Below are 23737 nucleotides of genomic sequence, written 5' to 3'. Positions count from 1 at the left end.
TTTCTAATTATTCCAGCCATCATTTTGAAATAGATTATTAAATTTTAGGGTTTCACTGTAAGGAATAGGTCCGTAATACATATAATCCTGAAATACTCTTTCCTCTACGACAGCTGGTGTACTATAAACCGGGCTGACTGTTGTTCCGGAAACCGTAATGCCCATAGCCGCTTCATTTAACTTTGGAAGAGAAACTTTCCATCGACGCAAATCCCAAAAACGAAATCCTTCAAAACTTAATTCTAAACGACGTTCATTGCGAATTAATTCACGCATAGCAACCTTATCTGCTTTTATAGATTCCAAATAGGGATCATTACTGATACCTAACGCTCTTCTGCGGATAGCCTTAATTATATCATAAGCTGTAAAGCCATATGATCTGGGATCAGCAACTGATCCCCACGCTTCGTTAGCAGCCTCAGCATAATTAAGATATATCTCAGTATAACGAATACGCGGTCTGTAATGAAGCTGTGTATTTCTGCCAGTAGGATTGTAATTAACATCCTGTCTTAATAATTTTTTTAAGTAATATCCTGTACGGGTAGAAGTTGTTACTGCATTCACAGCATCCTGATTAACAGGATTGGTAGCAGGTATCAAATTCACTTGTGCATTAGTTACACCAGCTCTTCCACCCTGAAAAAGAATAAATTCATTCAATCTCGGATCTCTGTTAGCATAAGGATTAGACAGACTATAATTAGAAAGAGGATTAGAAATAGGATAACCATTGCTGGCTGGAAAGGCATCTACTAAATTTTGAGTAGGATTTACAATTCCGTTACCAAATAAGCTAGGCGGAAAATGATCGCGTTCTAAATCATTATTGTTAGAAGTACCACCTCTCCATAAACTTTCCGGTGAATTGGATCCTGCAGATAATGCACTAATCTCCGATGCATTTCTATACCAGGATACACCACTATTAAAAGTTGATGGCAACCCTGCAAGTCCTCCCTTAAGAGCAATAATCTGTGCAGCATATCCGGCAGCATCTTCCCATGTACCATTAGAACCACCGGCATAAGCAGGACTAGCGGCTAGTAAAGATGTCTGAGAACGAATTGCCATCGCAACGCGTCCACTAACAAGCCCAACAAATCTTACTCCCATTGCACGGTTGAAGCTTGCTGTAGTCATTCCAGGTGTATTGTATCTGGATGGTATACTGCTAGTGCTGGCTACATCAACATAATCTACAGGCAAAAGCTCGATTGCATTATTGATATCACTGTAAATTTGTGCAGTACAGGTATTAAAACTTTCACGAGGTACATTATAATTTGAATTTATATCTAATTCTGTCAAGTAAATTGGTATACCTAACAAGGTTCCATTAACCCAGCCTGCATGAGCCTGCAAAAGATGGTACATAAAAAGGGCTCGCAGTCCATATGCTTCTCCTTTAATTCTGCTTTTAAAAAGATTATCTACAAGAGGATCTTCTGCAAATTTCATTTTATCTACCTCATTTAGAACTATATTCATGTATTGAATACCTGAAAGACATGATGTCCAACGCTCTGTTGGATTATTTGAGGCACTCCACTGGCCAGTAGCTAATCTTAAATATCCATTAGTAGGTACATTAGTCACAGCATCATCAGTAGCTACTTCGCTAAAGGACCATCCGTTTGTTGGAATCCTTGCATAACCCTGAGTTAAAAGTCCTAATCCAAAGTTTGGATCATCATATGTAGTATTCTTATCCCGAATATTTTCCTGTGCCGGATCTATAAGATCTGTACAGCTTACAAATAAGACGGATAGAATTAAAATTACAAATATGTTTTTATTCTTTATCATTATTCTAAATTTTTAAAATTAAAATGCAGCCGTTAGTCCTAAACTGTAATATCTCATTTGAGGCGTAGTACCAATATTGGTTTCTAAATGCTGCCTTTCTTTTGAAATGGTCAACAAATCACTTCCATTAACATAAAGCCCTAAATCACTAATAAAGGTCTTCGCTAATAATCTCTTAGGAATATCATAAGATAATTGTACTCTGGCTAAATTAATCCTGTCATTTTTAAACAACCAAAAATCTGAATTTCGGAAATTATTATCACCATTATTACCCGTGGACAAACTTGGATAAGTTGCTGTTTCAGCGGTTGCTTCTGTCCAACGACCTCTCATAGCAGCTGTATATTTCGCATTTATCCCTGATGCCCAATAATAAGAGCTGTTTTTAAAACCATAAGAACCACTAGTACTGTTAGCCAATACGAATAAAGAAAAATTGTTCCATTTTACCGTTGTATTAAGACCTAATGTTAGAGGTGAACCGGCATATCCCCCTCTGCCTAAATAAATCTGATCGTTATTGTCAACAACCCCATCATTATTAACATCAACATATTTTATCGAACCTGGTTTTACAGTACCAAATGATTGCGGGACAGGAGCTCCCGGAGATTTGTTAGCCATAGCTTCAATGTCTGCTACGCTAAAAAAACCATCACTTTTTAATCCAAATAATGCGTCAATAGGTTTTCCCTGACGTTTTTGATATTCATCAACATATAAAACATCATTTCTGGTATAGGCTTTAGTATCATAATAAGTGGCCACAAATCCTATATTTAAATCTACTTTTTGAATTCGCTTGTTCAAAGAGATTCCTAAATCATATCCTTCCCTTTGATCTGCCTGATAATTAGAATAAGGAATAAATGATGAAGGAGATGGGTTGTTAACTGATAAAAAATTAGGATACGAATTTACATCCTGACCAGGAATGCCAAGCAGTCTGCTATAAAAATAAGATGCACTTACCTGAACCATATTATTAAATAATGAAGCATCTAATCCTAAGCTAATTTCTTTTCTTCTTTCAAATCCCAAAGCATAATTTTCTCCACGCAGAACATCTGTGGTTCTAAGCTGACGGCCTTCCTGCCAGGAAAAATAGGCACCATTGTTAGTACTATAAGAACTCCTGAATAAATTAAAGCCTGTATTGGCATCATAGTCTAAGTCTGTATTTATGATGCCCGCACTAGCCGTCAATTTTAAATCATCAATAAATTTAGCTTCTGATAAGAATTTTTCCTTACTTATTCTCCATCCTACTGAAACTGTTGGAGAAAATGCATCACGCTGTTTTGGTGCAAATCTTACAGAATGAACCATGTTCTGGGTAAAATCTGCATAGTATTTGTTCTTATAGTTATAATTGAACTGAAACCCTAAGTTTGCATTTCCAATGGCGTGATACACTTCTGACTCAGCAAGAGTATAACCATGAGCAACCAACATTGTTGAGAAGTTATGTATTTTGTCATAATCAAACTTGTATTTAAGTGCTCCTGAAAAAAACTTGGTCTGACGCTGATAAGCATTATCCAGAGATCGTGAATTATTATTTAAATCAGCACCTACCCTGGTTAACTTTGAAATGTAATCACCATCAGCATCAGTGGCCCATGTAGGTGTATAGACAGCGTAACTATTATTATCAATGTTTTGAGAATACTGCGTATTATAATCAATAGCAAATTGGGTATCAAAAGTCAATCCTTTTAGAATACTTGCTAAATTAAAATTCAATGAAGCATCAAATTGATATTTACGATAAGTCCCTTTAATAATTCCTTTAGTATAAATATCCGCAAAAGGATTGGTAGTCTGTGTGGCAGTACCCGCTAAAAAATACTGGCCATTTATTATAAAAGGACTGCTTTCTATATAAGCCAAAGATGTTGCATCTGCTTTATCTAAATAACTAATTGGAATTAGAGGGGATATTAAATTTGGTTTAAGAGTAGCAGCATTTGCCCAAAAGTTTCCCTGCGCAGAATTACCATCATAAAAAGTAACACTGGTATTAATTTTACTGCTAATCATACTACTTAACTTAATATCCAGATTTCCCCTGATATTAAAACGATTTTCTCCTTCTTTTTTCCCATTTCCTATGTCAAGTAAAGTAGTGGTATTATAATTTCCTACATTGACATAAAACATAGCTTTTTCATTTCCACCAGTATATTCAGTTACTATTTCAGAACGTCTGGAGAATTTTTTTAGATAGTCAGATGAATAAAAGTCAACATTAGGATAACGATACGGATTTGTACCAGACGCATAATTTGCTAAATCTGTGTCAGAAGTGTATGCCCCATTGTTAACAATTGAAATCTTATCATTTACAAGTGCTTCGTTATATAAGCTTAAATATTCAGCTGAACCTAAATACTCTGCATAACGTTTTGGAGCCATTATTCCAGTGTTTAAACGCACATCGAACCTATTCTTCTTTTCTGCACCCCTTTTTGTTGTAATAGAAATTACTCCTTTAGCGGCACGACTTCCATATAATGCAACAGCGGCAGCGCTTTTTAATACTGTAATTTCTTCCATTTCAGAAGGAATAACGTTAAATTCATCACGTGGAACCCCGTCAACTAATACTATTCTACCGTTCATACCCCAAATGTTTCCACCATGATACCCGGGGATATAACTGGATAAGTTGTCTAAACTATTCGTTGTATAATTACTTCCTAACATATTAGCTATGTTTACAGTTGAAACTCCACCAAGAATATCAGCTTTATCAACAGTATTAAACGCAACTTGTACGATTTCAGCAGATTCTAAAACTATTGTTTGCAAGTCCGTTTTTGCTTCGACAGAAGTGGTTTTGTATCCTGACGCATTTATAGTCAAGAAAGTATTTTTATCAACTGTTAAACCAAACTCACCAGTTTCATTAGCAACACTTGTCTGGTTATTTTCTCCGGTAATTGTTGCTCCTGAAACGGGGTTTCCTTTACTGTTAACTACCACACCAGATACTATTATTTTGCTATCTTGAGCACTCACTTTTAATGAAAAAAGAGTGTGTATTGCGCATATAAAAAAAACTATTTTGATATATTTCATTATGATTTATTTTTCGATTATATATTGCAATTACCAGCCAGGATTTTGATCAAATTCTAAATAGATACTAGCATCTGCCTGCTTTAATGGAAGCCAGTAATGCTTATCTGAATAGAGACGTTCAAAAACTACATATTCCTTCAAATTATTTATTTTATTATTCTCAGGATTAACTTTATCAAGGAAAACATTTGTTGGAGTTACATCATTTGTTTCCGGAATATCGCGATCAAAACTAATTCCTGTTTTAATATTATAAGGATACTTAGTTAATAGAAGCCAACGACGTAAATCATTAAAACGGTGTCCTTCATAGGCAAGTTCTACGGCACGCTCGCGTCTTACTTCTGACATAAAAATTTCAGGAGATGTCAAAAAAGCTGCGTTTACACCTGGTAAAGGATTCCCATTAGGTAATAATACACGGTTACGTACTTTATTTATAGCGGCGACAGCATCCAGACTGCAAGTTGTTGCAGTAGCATGGATATTGTTATGCCCCATAGCAATTGATTCAGAATACATTAGATAAACATCTGATAATCGCATCCACGGAATATGGATTTGGTGATTATTATAGGCATTATCATACTTATTGAATCCTAGAGGATTAAATTTCATTAATAAATAACCCGTATTGCTGCCTTTATTTCTTTCTGATCTGTAGTTTCCTACTTTGGCCCCATCATATAAATTAGCATAGGTAAATTTTTTGGCATCAGCTGTACTGGTAGAATTCACCATTTTTCTTGTATCAAAACCAAAATTAAGGTAAAATCTAGGGTCTCTGTTTTTCCACGGATAATGTGTATTATAACCTGAAACTGCATCATCAACATCTGCCTTGTTTACACTATTTATTGGCATCCCATTATTCATACCAAAATAATTAACATAATTTGCTGTAGGATATTGCGACCAGCTTCTATCTTGTAAAACCCCTGCACATAAATATTCTTTGTCGAGAGACTGACCTGTGCCACCATAATTAGGCCCTCTAAAAATGGCTTCTAAATAAGTTACTCCTCCGGTATTTAATGATCCTGGCATTCTTCCTCCCTGACCATTGGTACGATATACCTGCTCATAAGAAGTACCGTTAGTACCCCAAGGAAGAAGTCTGTACTGGCATGAACCATTTTCTGCAGCATTCAATAAAATTCCAAAAGCCTCTGCCGCTTTTTTACAATACTCAGCATTATATTGTTCCCCTCCACCTGACGCTTTATTCATCAGCGGGCTTCCGGCATATAAATAATTTTTGCCTAAATAAGCAATAGCCATCCATTTATTGATTCTAAGTTCATTCTTACCCTTAGTTGCATCTCCTGCCGCTATATCATCCCAGTTTCCAGGCAGCAAATCATACGCTTTTTTAAAATCTTCACCAATCTTATCTGCAGTTTGCTGATAAGTAAGGCGCGGTAATCGTAAAGGCTGATCAGAAGGCAATACCTGATCAATATAAGGCATACCTCCCCAATAACTTATAATTTGCATATGAAACCAGGCTCTAAAGAAATACAATTGACCGGCTATTAGATCTTTTTCTTCCTGGGTGGCATCTACCATTTTATCAAGATTGGCAAGACCAATATTGGCTTTTCGTATCCCATACCAGGAACCTCCCCATAAAGCTTTTGTTTTTTTATTATTATCCGTACTTAAACCAGACGGAGCTCCTAGCTGATCCGTATGCGTTGCGTCAAGAAAAGAGCCTCCAAGGCCATAACCAGGTCCTATCCATGCCCTAAAATTTCCCAAATCAACATTCCAAATCCAGGCATTTTGAGTCGTTGCATTTTGTTGCCACATTTCCTCCTCACCGTTGTTAAAGAAATTATTGTCATCCCTATTACAAAAACTTGGAATACAATTGTACAATTCTTCAGTAAAACCCTGGAAATTACGAAAATTAGCATATGAATCGTCAGGATCTCCCGTAGCTCCAGATTTTATATCTAAATAATCTGTACATGAAGTGATACTTCCTGCCAAGAAAAAGAAAAGTCCAAAATACAGTACTATTTTATTATATTTTTTCATTTTATACTATTTTATAATGTTAATCTAAAACCTAAATTTATACGTCTTACTGAAGGATAAGCAGTATTTCCATTTACTTCTCGGTCATCAGGTGTTTTAGTCCATAAAAAAAGATTATTACCGTTTGCATAAATACGCAATGATTCCAGTCCAATTGTTTTGGTCCAATTTGAAGTGAAGGTGTAAGCTATTTCTGCATTTTTTAAACGAACATACGAACCATCATACAAAAAGCGTGTACCATTACTTGCAGAATTTAAAGTACTATTTAATCTAGGCATTGGGGCATCTGCATTTTGATTGTCCTTAGACCAATAACTTCCTTGTTCATAAACTGTATTAAAATAAGCCTTAGGAAAACTTTCTGTAGCTATGAAACGAGAAACATTACTAACTCCATAAAACTGAACCATTGCACTAAAACCTTTCCAGTCAAAACCAATAGTAGCATTATAGGTATTTTGAGGATTTGTTGGATAACCAAAAGGTACTGTGTCTCCGGGACCATTAATTACACCATCACCATTATAATCCAATATTCTGTAATTACCTGGAATCTTTGAATCATTGTTTTCAAATGCTGTACTTCCATATACTTCATCCCAGCTATTATAAAAGCCTTTATCAATCATTGAATAAGATTGTCTGTTAGGAAAACCAGCTTTTTGACGATAAGCTGCAAGAAGTTCCGGATCGTCTTTATAAATGACTTTATCTACTGCGTGTGTCCACGAAAAATTAGCCCATAATCGCAAATATTGAGAGATTGGCTGACTATATCGAAAGTCTATTTCATAACCTTTAACCTCTACTATACCGGTGTTGGTAACAGGTGGAGCAAATCCAAAATAAGAGGGTACTGCCCTGTCTCTTCCATTCAAAATAATATTTGTTCTGTAGTCATTGAAGAAATCAACGCTACCTGAAAAGATTTTATTTAAAAAAGAAAAATCGATTCCTAAATTCTTTTTAGTTACCTTTTCCCATGCTATATTAGGATTACCTATCTGGGTTTGTGTGATCCAGCCATATGTACTTAATTCCCCCTGATTTCCCTGAGTTAAAAGAGATTGTGAAATATTACTACCGTACACACTCTCATATAACCAACGACCACCATTATAACTATCGTCTCCTACCTCACCGTAAGAAGCCCTAACTTTTAGCTGATCTATAAAAGTAAGTTTTTTCATGAATTTTTCTTCTGTGATCATCCAGCCTATAGCACCTGAAGAAAAGAATCCAAACCTGTTTGCTGCTGCAAATTTTTCAGATCCATTATAAGCACCATTGTAATCGATAAAATATTTCTTTTTGTAACCATATGTAGCCCTAAAAACCCAATCCTCACGATATGAAGGAATATTAGCTCCTGTAGCTTGTTCCTGACGTTGAAAGTTTCCCATTCCCGTCACAGCATGATCGCCAAAATCACGAACATAATTGATTTGTGCCTGATAATTTAAATTTCGATAAGTTAAACCATCATTCATAGTACCACCATTTATAGTCCAGTTTGTTGATTCATAAAAATCAAAATTGGTTGTTACATCTGGAGTATTTCTTATGGTAACAATTCCGGTAAGAGGATCTATATATTTCTCTTTAACTATATAGCCATTATTATTAATTCCTCTTTGTTCTTCAAGAAAACTATTGTCCAAAGAAAAAGTTATATTAGCTGAAAGGCCTTTAAGTAATTTTCCAAAATCCTGTCTTAAATTAAAATCAGTTGCAATACGTGTAGTTGTTTTGGCCTCAGATCCACCTATCGCTAAGTTTAGGGCTGAATTAGCCCCATCTACCTGATTGGCGGGAGAATAACCCCAGGAACCATCTGAGTATATCGGCATATAAATATCAGGAGCGGTACCATAAGCACCTGCCCACATATACCCTTCAGAAATTACCCTCCACGGTGCTTTTTTCACACCATATGAACCAGAAAGATTTACTTTGAATGTAGTAGATTTGGTTAATTCAAAATCTAAATTTGCTCTGGTATTTAATCTGTTATAATTATACCCGGATTCAAACCCTTGTCCACTTGGAGGTACTTTTACAAGATCTCCTTCATTAACATAATCTACAGCTGCAAAATATTTTACTTTCTCTGTACCACCAGATATATTTAAATTAGCGTTATAAGCCATTGCCTCATCTTTAAATAAATAATCCTGCCAGTCAATATTAGGATATCTTTCTCTTTGTTCGAGAGTAGTTTGGTTACGGTAGTTATTTATAAATGCTTGTGATCTCATGTAATCCCAACTAGTAGGCTGCTGATTTAGTTCATATTCAATCACCTTGTTTTTTACCAAAAGAGCATCATAAGCATCCATTTTACCCGGAAGCTTTGAAACTGATTTCATTACTGAATTAAAACCAAAATCAATTTTAGCTTTACCTGCAACACCCCTTTTAGTAGTAATAAGTATCACACCATTAGCTCCTCTAACCCCATATACTGCAGTAGCTGAAGCATCTTTCAATACTGAAACAGTTTCAACTGAGCTAATATCAACACTATTAATGGAACGTTCTATCCCATCAACAAGAATAAGAGGGCTGCTATTGTTCCAGGAACTAACTCCTCTAATAATAATTTCAGGATCTTCTTCACCAGGCTTTCCTGTAGTTTGCAAAGTGGTTACTCCTGGCAGGTTACCTGTAAGTGCGGCTCCTAAACTGGTAACACCTCCGGTACGCTGTAAAACTTTACCCGATGTTTGTGTAATAGCACCAACAACACTTTCTTTCTTTTGTTTACCAAAACCAACAACAATAACCTCAGTAAGAGCTGTTTGGTCAGGAGACATGTTAATATTTACATTTGAATTTGCAGAGACCTTTTCTTCTATAGTCTTCATCCCGATACTGCTAAATACTAATATGGCCTCTGCAGAAGGGAGACTAATTTTGAATTTTCCATCAAAATCAGAAATAGCTGAATATCCTGAACTTCCTTTAACTGTAATATTTACACCAGGAATAGGTAATTTATCTACTGTAGAAGTAATAATACCTGTCACAATATAATTTTGATCTTTTAACTTTATCTCGTTCTTTACATAAGAAAAACTATTTTTTGTTTCTCTTGCCAATAATACATTAGAAAACAAAAACGGAAATAAAACTGTAAAAATCAAAATTTTACTTCTATATAGCATTTTTATAAGTTGTGCTTTTTTATAATGTTTTAACATTTTTTAATTATTTCAAATTAGAATATTAATTTATATCCATAGCAGTACCTATACCCAATTTTAATTATGATTAAAATGAATAGATTTTATCAGTTATATTTTGGATAATTCCTTCTTTTATAAAAGGTTATATCCTGGATATAAAAAAATAAGGAATGGATTTGCTACATGCATCTATGGCAAAAATCAATTATATTTTAGCCATTAAAACTGCCAAAATGTATAATAGTTAATTATACATTAAAAAATGTATTAGAAGAAAAACAATTAAATCTATGTGGTTAGAATAGCATTATAGAATTTTTTACTTCCAAAATTGCAAATTTTGAGTTGTAGACTATTTCATAGGCATCATTAGGTTTTGAGGTTAGTTAAATTATTAGAAAGTTATTGTGTTTTAATTTGAAAGCAAAATACACCAAACAATCGATTGTGTAATTATACTGTAAAATGAGTAATTTATAAGCTAAAAATTAAACTAATTAATACAATGCTAATATTATTAGTAATATTTTAAGATTACTGTATTGAGCAAAACCCAGAATATCTAATAAAACATATAAAAACGATTTTTGACTATTCAGCACACTTAAAAATCATTGAAATTATTGTTAATATTTGACCTTATAGTATTATTCAAATGTTAAATTCTTTAACAAATATATATAAAAAGAGAAATCAAACAACCGATTGCTATTCTTTTTTATTGATGCATTGAGAAAAATAGCTATTTTTTTATACGTATAAAACATTATTATTCTTAATTTTTTATTTAAAATTTAAAATTACACTCATTTAGAATTTAATGATTAAAAAATTAAGAAGTAATATTTAAAAATGTTGTTAAAATGATAAATGTAAAAAAAACATTTATTTTTTTACAAACATACTGAGAGAGATAAGAAAAGAAAGAATAAACTTACTGGAATAAAATAAAGATAATTACTAAATGAATTATTTATCTTACAAATAAAATGAATTTTGATTGTCTATTCATTAATTATATTTATGCAAATGATAACTGTTTTATAATAAGATATAGTAAATAATACAAAACTATATGAATAAATACTAAATTATATAAGAAAGTTCGCGTGTATTTAACTATAAATCTAAAGAAGTTTAAAAAAGATCAGTTCGACTTATTTTTTACTGACACTTATTAAATTTCAACATATTGATTATATGGAGTCAGTCTTAATATTTTGATTTCCTTTTTGAGTAGAACCATCAGTACCTGAACCTGTCGAACTTTCACCCGTAGCACCTGTTGTTCCATTTTTACCAGAATTTAAAGTTTGCAGATGAATCAATTGCCGGACCAATAGTGTCGACAGACATGTCAGTGTTATCAGTTACAGTTTTATTATTACTGTTATCTTTATTTTTGCAGGATATTAATAATCCTCCTGCCATAAGCATGTACAGATATTTTTTAGTATCGTTTTCATAATGTTTTTTTATAAATTAAATATTTTTAAATATAGATTAGCAAATAGTGGTTTGTTTACATAATTATCACATATTAATCCGCTAATGATAAACAAATTTTAAAACATTATGATTATTAAATACTTAGCAATCTGATAAAATGAGAATAAAAGAGCATCTATTTCAAGTTTTATAATTAAATTAAATGCTATTATCCTAAATTTATAATTAATTTGATAAATGCTAAACAATGCAAAAAAACGATTCCCTACCTAATAATGATATAACGAAAAAAATACTTCCTGTAATTCTGGCTACATCTATCTTTATGCAAATGCTGGATTCTACTATTCTCAACACTTCTATAACTTCTATTGCTAAAGATTTGAATGAATCTCCCTTAGAAATGCAAAACGCAATTATCAGCTACGTATTGACATTAGCACTTTTTATGCCTGTGAGTGGCTTTTTATCAGATAAATTTGGAACCAGAAAAGTATTTATTTTTGCATTGATGCTATTTAGTGTTGGATCTGTTTTATGTGCTTTATCCCAGTCTTTGATACATTTGGTTTTTGCGCGTGTAGTTCAGGGTATAGGCGGAAGCTTAATGACTCCTGTAGGGAAACTTGCACTCATTAAAACATTTCCAAAAAGAGAATTATTAAAGGCGATGAATTTTGCTATCATTCCTGCATTAATAGGACCTGTGTTAGGGCCGTTGGTCGGTGGTTATATGGTTGATTACTTATCCTGGCACTGGATTTTCCTTATCAATATTCCTTTCGGAATGATTGGTATACTCTTAAGTATGAAATACATGCCCGATTACAAATCTCCTATAATTGATTTTGATCTTAAGGGATTTTTAATTTTTGCTGCTGCATCTCTGTTGTTATCTATTTCATTAGAATTATTTGGAAATACAGTACGTCTTACGCCTGTTTTACTCATATTAATGTCCGGATTTCTGATGCTTTTCTGGTATTACCGCCATGCTATAAAAGATAGCAATCCTATTTTCCCTTTAAATTTATTTCAGGTCCGCACTTTTCGGGTTGGCATATTAGGAAATCTGGCAACCCGCCTAGGTTACAGTTCCATTCCTTTGCTGCTACCTATGATGATTCAGATTGCTTATGGACAATCAGCGGTTACTTCAGGCTGGATAGTTGCCCCCATGGCACTTACTGCAATATTTGGAAAATCTGCAGTAATTAAAATTTTAAATACTTTTGGATATCGAAAAACCCTGATGGTCAATACTTTTATCATCGGCCTATTGATTTGTACTTTAGCCATTCCTTCCATTCATACTTCTATTTACTGGTACATTCCTATTATTGCTGTTTTAGGATTCTTCAACTCTATACAATTTACATCAATGAATTCTATTTCGATTGCTGACTTAAGAAATTATCATACCAGCAGTGGAAATTCATTAGTTTCTGTAAATCAACAGCTTGCTATAGGTTTTGGAATTGCTCTGGGATTACTTGTACTTAAAATATTTAAGGGCGATGTAAAACTCATTCACAATGAAATTCATAATGCCTTTCGGTATACCTTTTTAGTTGTGGGATTTCTCACTATTCTTTCAGGCGGCGTTTTCAGACGCCTTCATGATAAGGATGGAGACAATTTAAAATCAGCAGAATAAATAATTATAATATTTGAAAATCTTTTAGATTGTAAACCCAATTTCTCAAGTAAATAATTTCAGATCTGTAGTTTCTGATTTCTATAACATTAAAAAGTATGTTTTAAAAAATTTTTTTAAGTGAATCTACAAGTTGTTGGAAACTGTTAGGCTTACTGATGTAGTGGTCTGCAATAAATGGTTTGGCAATTTCTTCCATTAATTCTTTATTGTGCGAGGAATATAAAACCACTGGAATCTTTGCGGTCAAAGAAGAGTTTTTTATTAAACCTAATAATTCAGAGCCAATGACTCCGGGCAAGGCAAGATCTAAAATTATAATATCCGGCAATTGATTACTATGAAGGGCTTTCAGTGCTTCTGTGCGATTCCCGGCAGACACGCATTTTTTTTATTATCTATGCAGGCAATCGCCACCTTTAGCAAATCTATATCATCCGGATCATCGTCAATCAATAAAATATTTTGGTACAACATTTTAATAGCAGTTTAATTATGTTCTTATTGATATACGAATCTATTGTAAGTACGGTTTAAAAAAAACAAAAAACTGTCCTGTTGAATAATATAGATTTTAATCAAAATCAAACAATTTATCTTTTAATAATTCGTCTCTACGCCAAACGTATTATATGCTACATCTAGAATTTGATAATTAACCGGTATTTTTTATCTCCCCAATTCATTTTTGATTTTCGATATTTATTTTAATATGTAGAATACATTGCAGACTTCTTAACAATAAGAATTTACTGTAAATTATATAACAACTGAATTTTTAATTGTAAGAAGTTCTCTTTATATGCTTTTATTTTTGCCTGTAAATAAATAGCACAATAATAATCTACACACTCCTGTTATGGCAAATAATTTACAAGAAATAGAAATAAGCTCAAAAAGGCGATCTGGAGGATTTGAAACCGAAGCCCAATATTATGACATGATTGTGTTTTGTCATTTAAAATGGCAGGTTGTATATGATCGCCCACAACACATCATTAGCAGAATGGCTAATACAATGAAAATTTTATTTATTGAAGAACCTGTGAATCAACCAGAAAATGATAATTCAGGTAATCTGATGGTAATAAATGAAAATCTTAATGTGCTGCAGCCCAATGTATCAAACATTAATGAAATCGCAGCAATCATTCCTGCATATGTAAAAAATAATAATATAGCTGTTGGATGGTTTTATTCTGCATCTTTCTGTCCGTTGTTAGAAACTCTGGAATTTGACACGATAATTTATGACTGTATGGATGAACTTTCGGCATTTAGAGAAGATTCTTCGCACTTAATTGAGCAGGAAAAATATCTGATGGCGAATGCTGATGTTATATTTACAGCAGGAAAGCCGCTCTATGATTCCAAAAAACAATTGCATCACAACGTACATTATTTTCCAAGTTGTGCAGATAAAAATCATTTTGCCCAGGCTCTCAATAATATTTCCATCCCTGCCGACATCGGTGATATTAAGGGCCCAATTGTGGGTTACTATGGCACAATAGATGAATCTGTTAATTTGAGTTTATTACACGAAACTGCAAAAAAAATGCCACATATTTCATTCGTAATGATTGGAAAAGTTGCTACGACGGATCTTCCGCAAGAAGCAAATATTCATTATCTGGGCATGAAGTGTTATGACGAACTTCCGAATTATCTTAAGGCTATTGATATTGCTATGATGCCTTTTAAACTAAATGGTGGAAGAAAATACATTAGCAATACAAAAACTTTAGAGTACATGGCTGCCGGAAAACCAATAATCTCAACAAAAGTTACAGATATTGAGCATTACAGCAGCTCTATTACCCTCATAGCTACGGCTGATGAATTTACTGTGGCTATTACTTCATTAGTAAATAAAAATGATCAGGAAATAATGAAAACGAAATATCAAAACATTCTCACAAGCAACTGTTGGGACAAAACTGTTGAAAAGATGCAATCTATACTGAGTATTTTTAGCAAATAATAGCCTAGAATCTGGATTGTTACACAAAGAAGAAGTTTAAAATCATCCATAAAAAGTGTAAATTTAAGAAAACATGAAAAAAACGTACAATTCGCTAATACATGTAATATTAACTGGCGGAGTAGGCAGCAGGCTATGGCCTTTGTCCCGTAAAAGCAGACCAAAACAATACTTAGAAATATTTGATGGAAAATCTCTTTTTGAGATGACAGTTGACCGCAATAGCCATTTGGCGGATAAAGTAGTGGTAGTGGGAAATACACATAACCATCATTTAAGTGAAAAAGTGATGAATAAAACTAATACTCAGTATATCAATATAGTAGAGGCAACACCTAGAAATACTGCGGCGGCCATTGCATTTGCAGCATTTGCAGCAAATCCGGATGACATTCTCATCATCACACCTTCTGATCATATAATCGAAGGAATGGATGATTATGATATTGCAATAGAAAGTGCTGTATCAAAAGCTCAGGAAGGCTTTATTGTAACCTTTGGAATCATCCCAACCAAGCCGGAAACAGGATATGGCTATATTGAAGCTCTTGGAGATAATGTTATTTCTTTTCGCGAAAAACCTAATGAAACAACTGCAAAGGAATTTATGGCAAAAGGTAATTTTTTATGGAACAGCGGTATGTTTTGTTTTAAGGCAGGCATCTTATTAGAGGAGCTCAAAAAGTTTCAGCCAGAGGTTTATGAAAAATCCAAAGCAGTTTGGGAAGCCAATAAAAATGGCTTTCTGGATTTAGATTTATGCATGCTAATTCCATCTATTAGTATAGATTACGCAGTTATGGAGCATAGTAAGAAAATAAAGGTAGTACCAGCCTCCTTTTCATGGTCAGATTTAGGGTCTTTTGAATCAGTTTATGATTATCTTCTGTCAGGAAATCACCCTGTTGATGCATATGGCAATATGACAATTGGATGTGAAAAACATACGACATTTCTGGGACTGCAAAATACCATTTTTGTCTACACAGATACAGCCAATTTAATTTTGCAAAAAGAAAACTCTCAGGATGTTAAGGATATTTATAGTGCTTTAGAAAAACAAAATTCAATGCTATTAAACTAAAATCTCAAAATTCATAGAATTTTAACGGCCTAAAAATCTGCCCAGACGAAACGTTAGTATTTAACAGATCGCTGGGCAGATTTATATTAACTAGTCAGTTACGTTCAGATGGAAGCTAATAATGTATATAAAAAATCAGACGGAAATTTATAGTTTTAAAATTATATCGGAAAGTATACTTTTGTTATAAGGCTATTTATAGAATTCATTCCTAAACCTTACATACATCATTAATAATCAATAATATAACTATTAAACATTATTCCTGAGTCAGTCCGAAGTAAAAAAAAGATCAAACATTCTAAACGTTTGATCTTTACAATATCTTGATTAAGGCAATTCGCAGGCATTAACGACCGTCAAATTCTCTTCGGTTATAAAAGGCGTCATCATCGCTGTCTGACACAATTCTTGAATCTTCATCCGGATAATACGAATTCAATACTCGTCTTTCATAGTTTCTGTCAAAATTATGCTGAAGGTTGTATCTGCTTGTTTTTCTAAATGTATCATATCCTATATTGGTTGCCATGACAGTTTTCGTATCTTTATTTATACTGACTGAACCAATTGGAATTATAATATGACTGTCTCCTTCTTTATAAATGAACTCCCTTCCATTATCATTCGCTATAGCCTCATGTATCTCGTTACGACTATCGTCTATTAATTGTTTATCAACATTTACATCCAGATATACTACTCGCTTCATATCTTTATTAACCCATAGATTATCGATTTTACCAATAGTACGGTTATCTGCGTCTACTATTTTCCATCCTCTTACATCAGAATAGTTCGAGGCAATTTTATAATCAGAAAGTTCATCCAGCCTGTATAAATTTCTATCTTTAGTTTCCATAAATCTTATTTTAAATTAAGTTGATTGTATCCTCTGCTTTAATTTTAAAAATTTAAGCTTACTACCGCTTCTTTTCTGTGCGAAATGTAGATGTGAGAATAAATTATTTTAGTCCTGTCTTTTGATTAATTACCTATGCTATCAGTACTCGTAGTATTTTCGATTTCTACGCCATTGTTGGTGGTTTGTACTTCGTTATCTCTTAAAAAGACATAATATAGGATTCCTGCAATTAAAAGTAATGCTACAATCCATGGCCATATCGGCTTTTTCTTTTCAATTTTAATTTCTGCCATAACATATGATTTTTATTATTAAATATTTAAGTTTACAATAAAAGTACAAATGAGAATTTGCAGCTAAGTATTTAATTTCAGGTATAAGTTATAAAATTCCCAGTAAGGTATGGTTTTGTTGCAAATACAATTTCTGATTTAAGAAACTATATTTTTGTGGAGGTATTTCCAGATTTAGAAAAAATAATAATTTTTGAGCGCAATTACCTATTGTTTTACTGGAATTGCAATATGATATATTTTACGATCAAGATACAATTCTATGTAAGAAAATTGGAAAGTGAGATATCTTCGCACACGGTTGCAAGAATAAGTTCAGAAAGTTGCTTTTTCTTTATTTTATAACTTTAAAATTAGAACTAATTGAATTCCAAAATCTGTCTGACTTCGAGTATAATCATTCCTGACGAAAGTTTTTTAGGAGCTTTTATCAATTTTTGAGCTAAAAAAGCAGTAGAAATTGGTTTTAATTTTTTTAAAAGTCCAATTGAATTTAGAGTTTTTATTAATCTAACTGAAATTTTCTCACCTAAGCGATCCGTATTTTTTCTTATAAGCGGTCCTGGCCTAAAAACCAGATATTGCTCAAAATTAAGGGTAGCAATATAATCTTCGAGTTTTCCTTTCATTTTAGAATAAAAAATAGTGCTTTTTGAGGAAGCACCATAAGAGGAAACCAATACAAAAGACTTTACGTCATTTTTTTTGGCTTCTACAGCAACTGCCGAAGGAATATCAAAATCAATCTTCCATTGATTCTCTTTTGAACCAGCTAATTTTAATGTAGTTCCAATGCATGAAAAAAGAACATCTCCGGTAATTAAAGCGCTAAACTGATTTATTTTTGAAAAATCCACAACATGTTCCGTAAGTTTTGGATGGGATTTTCCTATTGAGCGTCTGACAAAAATTGAAACAGAAGTATAATCACTATCCTCCAGAAGCTGTTCAACTAATTCTTTTCCTGTTGAGCCTGTAGCTCCAATTACTAATGCTTTCATATTACATTTAGAATTTTCAATCAAATCTAATGAAAGCATCAGTAATAAAGTGTAAATATTTAAATAATTTAAAAGATCAAAAATTAAATATTCAATTCTGATATTCGAGAAATTTTAATGGCCTAATTTATAGATCTGTTCCATTGGAAGCCATTTTTCGCCTTCTTTAGCTCCGGGAGGCGCCTGCTGAAATTTCCACATCAATTTTTCCCATTCCTGAACATCCGGGTTAGCAGCATCCATCATTTGTTTTCGTTCGGGAGTAAACGTTTCATCCACTTCCATAATCATAAACAGGCGATTGGCAAGGATATAGATTTCCATATCAACGATTCCTGAATCTTTAATACTTTTTGTAATTTCAGGCTTGCTATTCTCCTTAGCATGATACTTTTTATATTCTTCTATTAAGTCCGGATTATCAATTAAATCACAGGCATAACATAATCTTTTTGTACTCATAAGTAAACTTAAATATAGATTTATTTTTCAATAACTGCTGAAAATCCGCCTCTTGGAAGACATTCAACACTCAATACATCTCCCCTTTTTATTTTTTTTGTTTCAACAGTAAATGAAGTGCCATTTTTTCCATCTTTAATAATCTTCAAATTAAAATCACCTTTCTCCAGAAAATCGAAATTAATTTTTAAAATTTGTGATTCTTCTTTCCCATTAATTCCTCCTAAATACCATAATTTTCCTTTTTTACGAGCCATTATAACGAAAACTCCGGGATAACCATCAACTAATTTTGTATTGTCCCAGCTTACAGGAACATTCTTCAAAAATTCTTTAGGCTCTGCCGGCAAACTATTATAAGCTTCTGGTGTATCAGCAAAATGCTGAAAACCGGATTCAAAAACAACCGATAATGCCAGCTCATGTGCATAAGAGGTAATATGAGAGTATTGTGTATTTGAAAAAGTTACAGGAGTATAATCCATTGAACCTATTATATTTCGGGTAAAAGGAATGGTAGAATTATGCTCAGCAGCCTTAGCGGTAAGTACAGGTTTATTGTTATACCATTCAGCACCATATACCGCTTCTGTAGTCATCAAATTTGGATATGTCCGCGCCCAGCCCCTTGGAACAGTTGCGCCATGAAAATTGACCATTAAGCGGTATTTTGCAGCATCTTTTAAAATGTCAATGAAATATTTCATCATATCCTGCTGGTCACCGGCAAAAAAGTCAACTTTAATGCCATATACACCAATTTTATTGAGCCATTTAAATTCTTCACTGCGTTTTTCTTTTGTCAGCAAACGGTCAACCGGAGTTGGATCAAGCCAAGATGTACCGGAATTATACCACATCAAAGGTTTAATTCCTTTACTTTTGGCATACTTTGCAGCATCAACGATATTTCCGCCATTACTCATCGCATCCCATTCCCAGTCAATTAAAGTATAAGGCCATTTCATTTTTGCTGCTAAATCAACATAGTCTGCTACAATTTTATAATCTTTTGAGCCATGATTATGAGCCCAGTAATTCCACGAAACTGCCCCTGGTTTTATCCACTTGGTTTCTTTCAATTCATTAGGATTACTAACATCTGTAATTAAAGTGGACTCTACAACATTAGACAACCCGCCAATAATCAGCGTATGCCACTGCGAATTCCATGGCAATGTCGTTTTTACACCTGTCTGCTTAAAATTATCTCTTGGTGATGCATAACTCACTTTATATTCGTTGAGATTTTTTGAATTGTTCAATTTTGCAGCACAGTTATTTTCAGAAATATTTGCTTCAGAAATTAACATCCAGACAGGATTATTATTTAATTTGAATAAGGCAGGAAATCCCCACTCCTGTTTTTTATTGTTTGATTTACCATTGTCTGAAAAAGGAAAAAAATCTTCATAAGACTCCGTATATTCCTGCATCCATCGATTAGTCCCTGAAGCAAAAACATAAGTTGTATGCTCATCAATGATGGTAACCGCCGATTCGGAACGATCTGGAAATTCATAACGAAATACTACTCCGTCATTGTAAACCTGAAAAACAATATCTATTGGCTTATCATTAGAATTTACATACTTAAAAACCTTTTCACTTCCCGCATTAGTACACAGCTTTCGTTTGCCGGTAATCATTTCATATTTCTGATTTATCATTTTAACCTGGGACTCTGCTGTAAGTTTCAGATTATACGTAAACTTTTGATCATCCCTTATGATACCCATCGGCGAATTAGGCAGTAATTCAGTATATTCTAAATTGCTTTTATACAAAACTTTAAAATATACTTCTCCAAACGAATGATCAGGTGAACCTTTTTTTGAGGTAACAATTACCTTAATCTTTTTGTTTGGAGACAAAATTTCCTGAGCATTTATTTCAAATGTGCTGGAAACAAGAAAAAATAGTAAGCAAATATATTTCATTGTGATTTCATTCCTAATTGGAGATGAGTGCTTTTTATTATACAATCTCAAGTGCATTGGCAAAAGAAGCTTTCGGTTTTTGATTTGGAAAATGAACTTCTAAGCCATTGTTATGCTGTGTAAATTTAAGCTTTTCACCTGTACTGACTAACTTTACCTGTTTAATACTATTCGTATAATAACCAGCTCCTTTTCCTAAACTTTTAATCAATACAGAACCATTTTCCGGCCAGTCCATTACAGTAGCAAAAAGCTTTTTGTCTTTTTGCACAAATCGGATGTCCTCTGATGTATAAGGCTTACCTTTTCCTTCGTTAAATCCCTGAGCTTTTAATGCTCCGGCACTTGCCTGTTGTGGTCCTTCACCGAATATTTTCCATGGTCTTGTACCATAAATACTTTTACTGTTGGCTTTCATCCAAACTCCAACTTCTTTTACAATCGCACGCTCTAATTCATCTATACTTCCATCCCCCCTTACCGGAATATTAAGCATCAGATTTCCGTTTTTACTCACTACATCTATTAAAGTATGAATTACTGTTTTAGCTGATTTATAACGCTTTTCGTTATAAACGTCACGGTCATAATGCCAGTTTCCAATACAAGTATCTGTTTGCCACGCTAAAGGCTCAATTTCATTACTTTGTCCTTTTTCAATATCCCACACTATAGCTTTACGCTGCTGCTCTGTTAATATTTTGCCTGTAATAACCGCCTGGACAGTTTTATTTTTTTTAAGACTATTATTGTACATATGTGCTGCTATTCGCAAACCTGCGTCACTCACAGGCCATAATGGTAAAGCTGTATCATCAAAATAAAGCATATCGGGATTATACTTTTCGATCAGATCGATTGTCCTGTTATGAAACTTTTCAGAATATGCCGACGTAGGTATTGAAGCTCCATCTCCCCAATCCCATTGGCTGTGAACGGATGAATCACGGGAAGGTCTTTCGCTTAAAGGGTGATTTTGAGCATACAAATCCTGAGGATCCAGGCCTTCCCACCATGTTCCTTTTCCGTCTTCCTTAGTGAGACGGCCATCATACGGAATTCCTGCTAAAGGACCATTTTTATCAGCACCCTGTGCAGTGTCAAACCAGTTCCATGCGTGTGCCGCATGAATACTTACCGCAAAAGGAAGATTTGCTTTACGTGCCGCTTTTTCCCATCCGGCTATGATGTCTTTTTTTGGCCCCATTTTCGTAGAATTCCATTCTGGCTGAAACTTACTGTTATACAAATCCAGATTATCGTGATGATTAGCCATTGCCATAAAATATTTGGCTCCGGCATCTTTATATAAGTCAACCAGCTCCTGCGGATTCCAGTTGTCTGCTTTCCAGATATTGATTATATCTTTAAATCCAAATTTCGACGGATGCCCATATTTTTCAACATGAAATTTATATTGCCTTGAACCTTCTTCATACATACCTCTTCCGTACCAGTCTCCGGCTTCAGGTTCGCATTGAGGCCCCCAATGTGCCCACATGCCAAATTTAGCATCCCGAAACCAATCCGGCACCTGATACTTTTCAAGCGAATCCCACGTAGGCTGAAAAAGGCCATCGATTGGCAACGGAATATTACTAAATAATCGGGTTTGACTCAATAATGGAGATAAGTAAACTCCCGCTAAAGCCGACATCCCTAATTTTAAAGCATTTCTTCTATTCATCTTAATATGTTTTTAGAGAATAAATTATATATTTCCGATTTATTTATTTCATGATTTATTTAATTTTATCATAAAAAAAATCATATTTTATTATTATTATATATATTTTACAAATAAAATTAGTTATATAATATTTTTTAATAACTATATTTATCACAAATATAGCTTAGACAATATATATACTTTTATCTAAAAACGATTTTTTATTACCGAAAAACGATTTACACCTATCTCATGTCTAAAAATATCTTCAAATATTCTTTTTCATTACTGCATATTGACTATGTTAAACTTAATAACAAATGGAATTACTACAATGTGGTTAGTCCTTACTATCGCTTGTATTACATCGACGAGGGAATAGGTTCTATTTCTGATAGTTATGACGAATTAATTTTAGAGCCGGGTTTTTTATATCTCATCCCAAGTTTTACCATATGCAACCTGAAATGTGATGAATATCTGAGTCAGTTTTTTATCCAGTTTTTTGAAGAGTCTGCTGACGGAATTTCTTTATTTAACAACAATAGAAGTGTGATGAAACTTCCCGCAACTGAAATTGATATCATACTTATCAAAAAAATGCTTCAAATTAATCCGGGAAGAGGAATCAACAGATCGGACAATCCAAAAGTATATGAAAGAGAAAGTTATTATAAAGAATACACTTCGTTAAATGATGCCATGAAGACGCATCTTAAGTTTGAAAACCAAGGCATTATCCTTCAGCTCATATCCCGTTTTTTAAGTAATAATGATTTTAAAACCAATCAGTCCCAAATTACTTCCTCTAAAATACTCGACACCATGAGTTATATTCAAATTCACTTAAAGGAAAATCTTACTGTTGCACAATTGGCTAAAAGGGTAAATCAGAATCAGGATTATTTTTCAAAGCAATTCATGCTCCATACCGGACAAAGACCTTTGCATTATATTCATGAAAAAAAAATTGAAAGAGCCCAATATTTAATCGCTACTACGAATAAAACTTTTCTGGAGATTGCGCTGGATACCGGATTTTCGAATCTGCCTCACTTTTCAAAAATATTCAAACAGATTGTGAGCATCACTCCCGGAGAATACCGAAATCAGATTAGTCAATTAAATTAAATTCATATCTGTATAAATAATAAAAAAGCCTAAAAATAAAAACACTATTGCCTAAAATTAGACAAT

At 33.4% G+C, this 23737-nt stretch carries 16 protein-coding genes; 4 read left to right on the top strand and 12 right to left on the bottom strand.

All coding sequences use genetic code 11. From position 1 onward, the window contains the following. Positions 1-3 precede the first annotated feature (3 nt). The 5 genes from P5P89_RS19365 to P5P89_RS19345 form a co-directional block, all read right to left on the bottom strand. Positions 4-1812: a RagB/SusD family nutrient uptake outer membrane protein gene (locus tag P5P89_RS19365; protein ID WP_278009789.1), complete on the bottom strand. Its 1809-nt coding sequence runs from the start codon at positions 1810-1812 to the stop codon at positions 4-6. An 18-nt stretch (positions 1813-1830) separates the two neighbouring features. Further along, entirely contained in the window at positions 1831-4839 is a 3009-nt protein-coding gene (locus P5P89_RS19360) for a SusC/RagA family TonB-linked outer membrane protein (protein ID WP_278009788.1), read from the bottom strand. A gap of 90 nt (positions 4840-4929) precedes the next feature. Next, positions 4930-6945, bottom strand: a complete 2016-nt coding sequence (locus P5P89_RS19355) for a RagB/SusD family nutrient uptake outer membrane protein (RefSeq protein ID WP_278009787.1) — start codon at positions 6943-6945, stop codon at positions 4930-4932. Between the two features lie 11 nt (positions 6946-6956). Then, a complete protein-coding gene (locus tag P5P89_RS19350; RefSeq protein ID WP_278009786.1) occupies positions 6957-10151 on the bottom strand; it encodes a SusC/RagA family TonB-linked outer membrane protein in 3195 nt (1064 codons plus the stop codon). Between the two features lie 1181 nt (positions 10152-11332). Further along, a complete protein-coding gene (locus P5P89_RS19345) occupies positions 11333-11464 on the bottom strand; it encodes a hypothetical protein (protein ID WP_278009785.1) in 132 nt (43 codons plus the stop codon). A gap of 368 nt (positions 11465-11832) precedes the next feature. Here P5P89_RS19345 and P5P89_RS19340 point away from each other — a divergent pair, with 368 nt between their 5' ends. Beyond that, positions 11833-13242, top strand: coding sequence for an MFS transporter (locus P5P89_RS19340; protein ID WP_278009784.1), 1410 nt, complete (start codon positions 11833-11835; stop codon positions 13240-13242). A gap of 103 nt (positions 13243-13345) precedes the next feature. Here the strand turns inward: P5P89_RS19340 and P5P89_RS19335 are convergent, their stop codons facing one another. Continuing rightward, on the bottom strand, positions 13346-13624 hold the full coding sequence (locus P5P89_RS19335; protein WP_278009783.1) for a response regulator: 279 nt from the start codon (positions 13622-13624) through the stop codon (positions 13346-13348). A gap of 477 nt (positions 13625-14101) precedes the next feature. Here P5P89_RS19335 and P5P89_RS19330 point away from each other — a divergent pair, with 477 nt between their 5' ends. Both P5P89_RS19330 and P5P89_RS19325 read left to right on the top strand, forming a co-directional pair. Beyond that, complete coding sequence (locus P5P89_RS19330) at positions 14102-15226, top strand: glycosyltransferase (protein ID WP_278009782.1); 1125 nt, start codon at positions 14102-14104, stop codon at positions 15224-15226. Between the two features lie 73 nt (positions 15227-15299). Continuing rightward, on the top strand, positions 15300-16310 hold the full coding sequence (locus P5P89_RS19325) for a mannose-1-phosphate guanylyltransferase (RefSeq protein ID WP_278009781.1): 1011 nt from the start codon (positions 15300-15302) through the stop codon (positions 16308-16310). Positions 16311-16659: 349 nt separating this feature from the next. Here the strand turns inward: P5P89_RS19325 and P5P89_RS19320 are convergent, their stop codons facing one another. From P5P89_RS19320 to P5P89_RS19295, 6 genes are all read right to left on the bottom strand, one after another. Then, entirely contained in the window at positions 16660-17172 is a 513-nt protein-coding gene (locus tag P5P89_RS19320; protein ID WP_278009780.1) for a PRC-barrel domain-containing protein, read from the bottom strand. A gap of 125 nt (positions 17173-17297) precedes the next feature. Further along, the gene (locus tag P5P89_RS19315) at positions 17298-17468 is read right to left on the bottom strand and encodes a hypothetical protein (protein WP_278009779.1); all 171 of its coding nucleotides are present in this window, start codon (positions 17466-17468) and stop codon (positions 17298-17300) included. 359 nt (positions 17469-17827) lie between these two features. Beyond that, the gene (locus tag P5P89_RS19310) at positions 17828-18469 is read right to left on the bottom strand and encodes an NAD(P)H-binding protein (protein WP_278009778.1); all 642 of its coding nucleotides are present in this window, start codon (positions 18467-18469) and stop codon (positions 17828-17830) included. Positions 18470-18583: 114 nt separating this feature from the next. Continuing rightward, positions 18584-18931 carry an L-rhamnose mutarotase gene (locus tag P5P89_RS19305; protein ID WP_278009777.1) on the bottom strand — a complete coding sequence of 116 codons (348 nt, stop codon included), beginning with the start codon at positions 18929-18931 and terminating at the stop codon, positions 18584-18586. A 20-nt stretch (positions 18932-18951) separates the two neighbouring features. Next, a complete protein-coding gene (locus P5P89_RS19300) occupies positions 18952-20871 on the bottom strand; it encodes a glycoside hydrolase family 97 protein (protein WP_278009776.1) in 1920 nt (639 codons plus the stop codon). 37 nt (positions 20872-20908) lie between these two features. Beyond that, a complete protein-coding gene (locus tag P5P89_RS19295) occupies positions 20909-22558 on the bottom strand; it encodes an alpha-L-fucosidase (RefSeq protein WP_278009775.1) in 1650 nt (549 codons plus the stop codon). Between the two features lie 234 nt (positions 22559-22792). Here P5P89_RS19295 and P5P89_RS19290 point away from each other — a divergent pair, with 234 nt between their 5' ends. After that, positions 22793-23671 carry a helix-turn-helix domain-containing protein gene (locus P5P89_RS19290; protein WP_278009774.1) on the top strand — a complete coding sequence of 293 codons (879 nt, stop codon included), beginning with the start codon at positions 22793-22795 and terminating at the stop codon, positions 23669-23671. Positions 23672-23737 lie beyond the last annotated feature (66 nt).

The sequence above is a fragment of the Flavobacterium gyeonganense genome, assembly GCF_029625295.1.
Taxonomy (GTDB): domain Bacteria; phylum Bacteroidota; class Bacteroidia; order Flavobacteriales; family Flavobacteriaceae; genus Flavobacterium; species Flavobacterium gyeonganense.
Note: the sequence above shows the minus strand (reverse complement) of the source record. Positions and strands in the feature narration are given on the sequence as shown.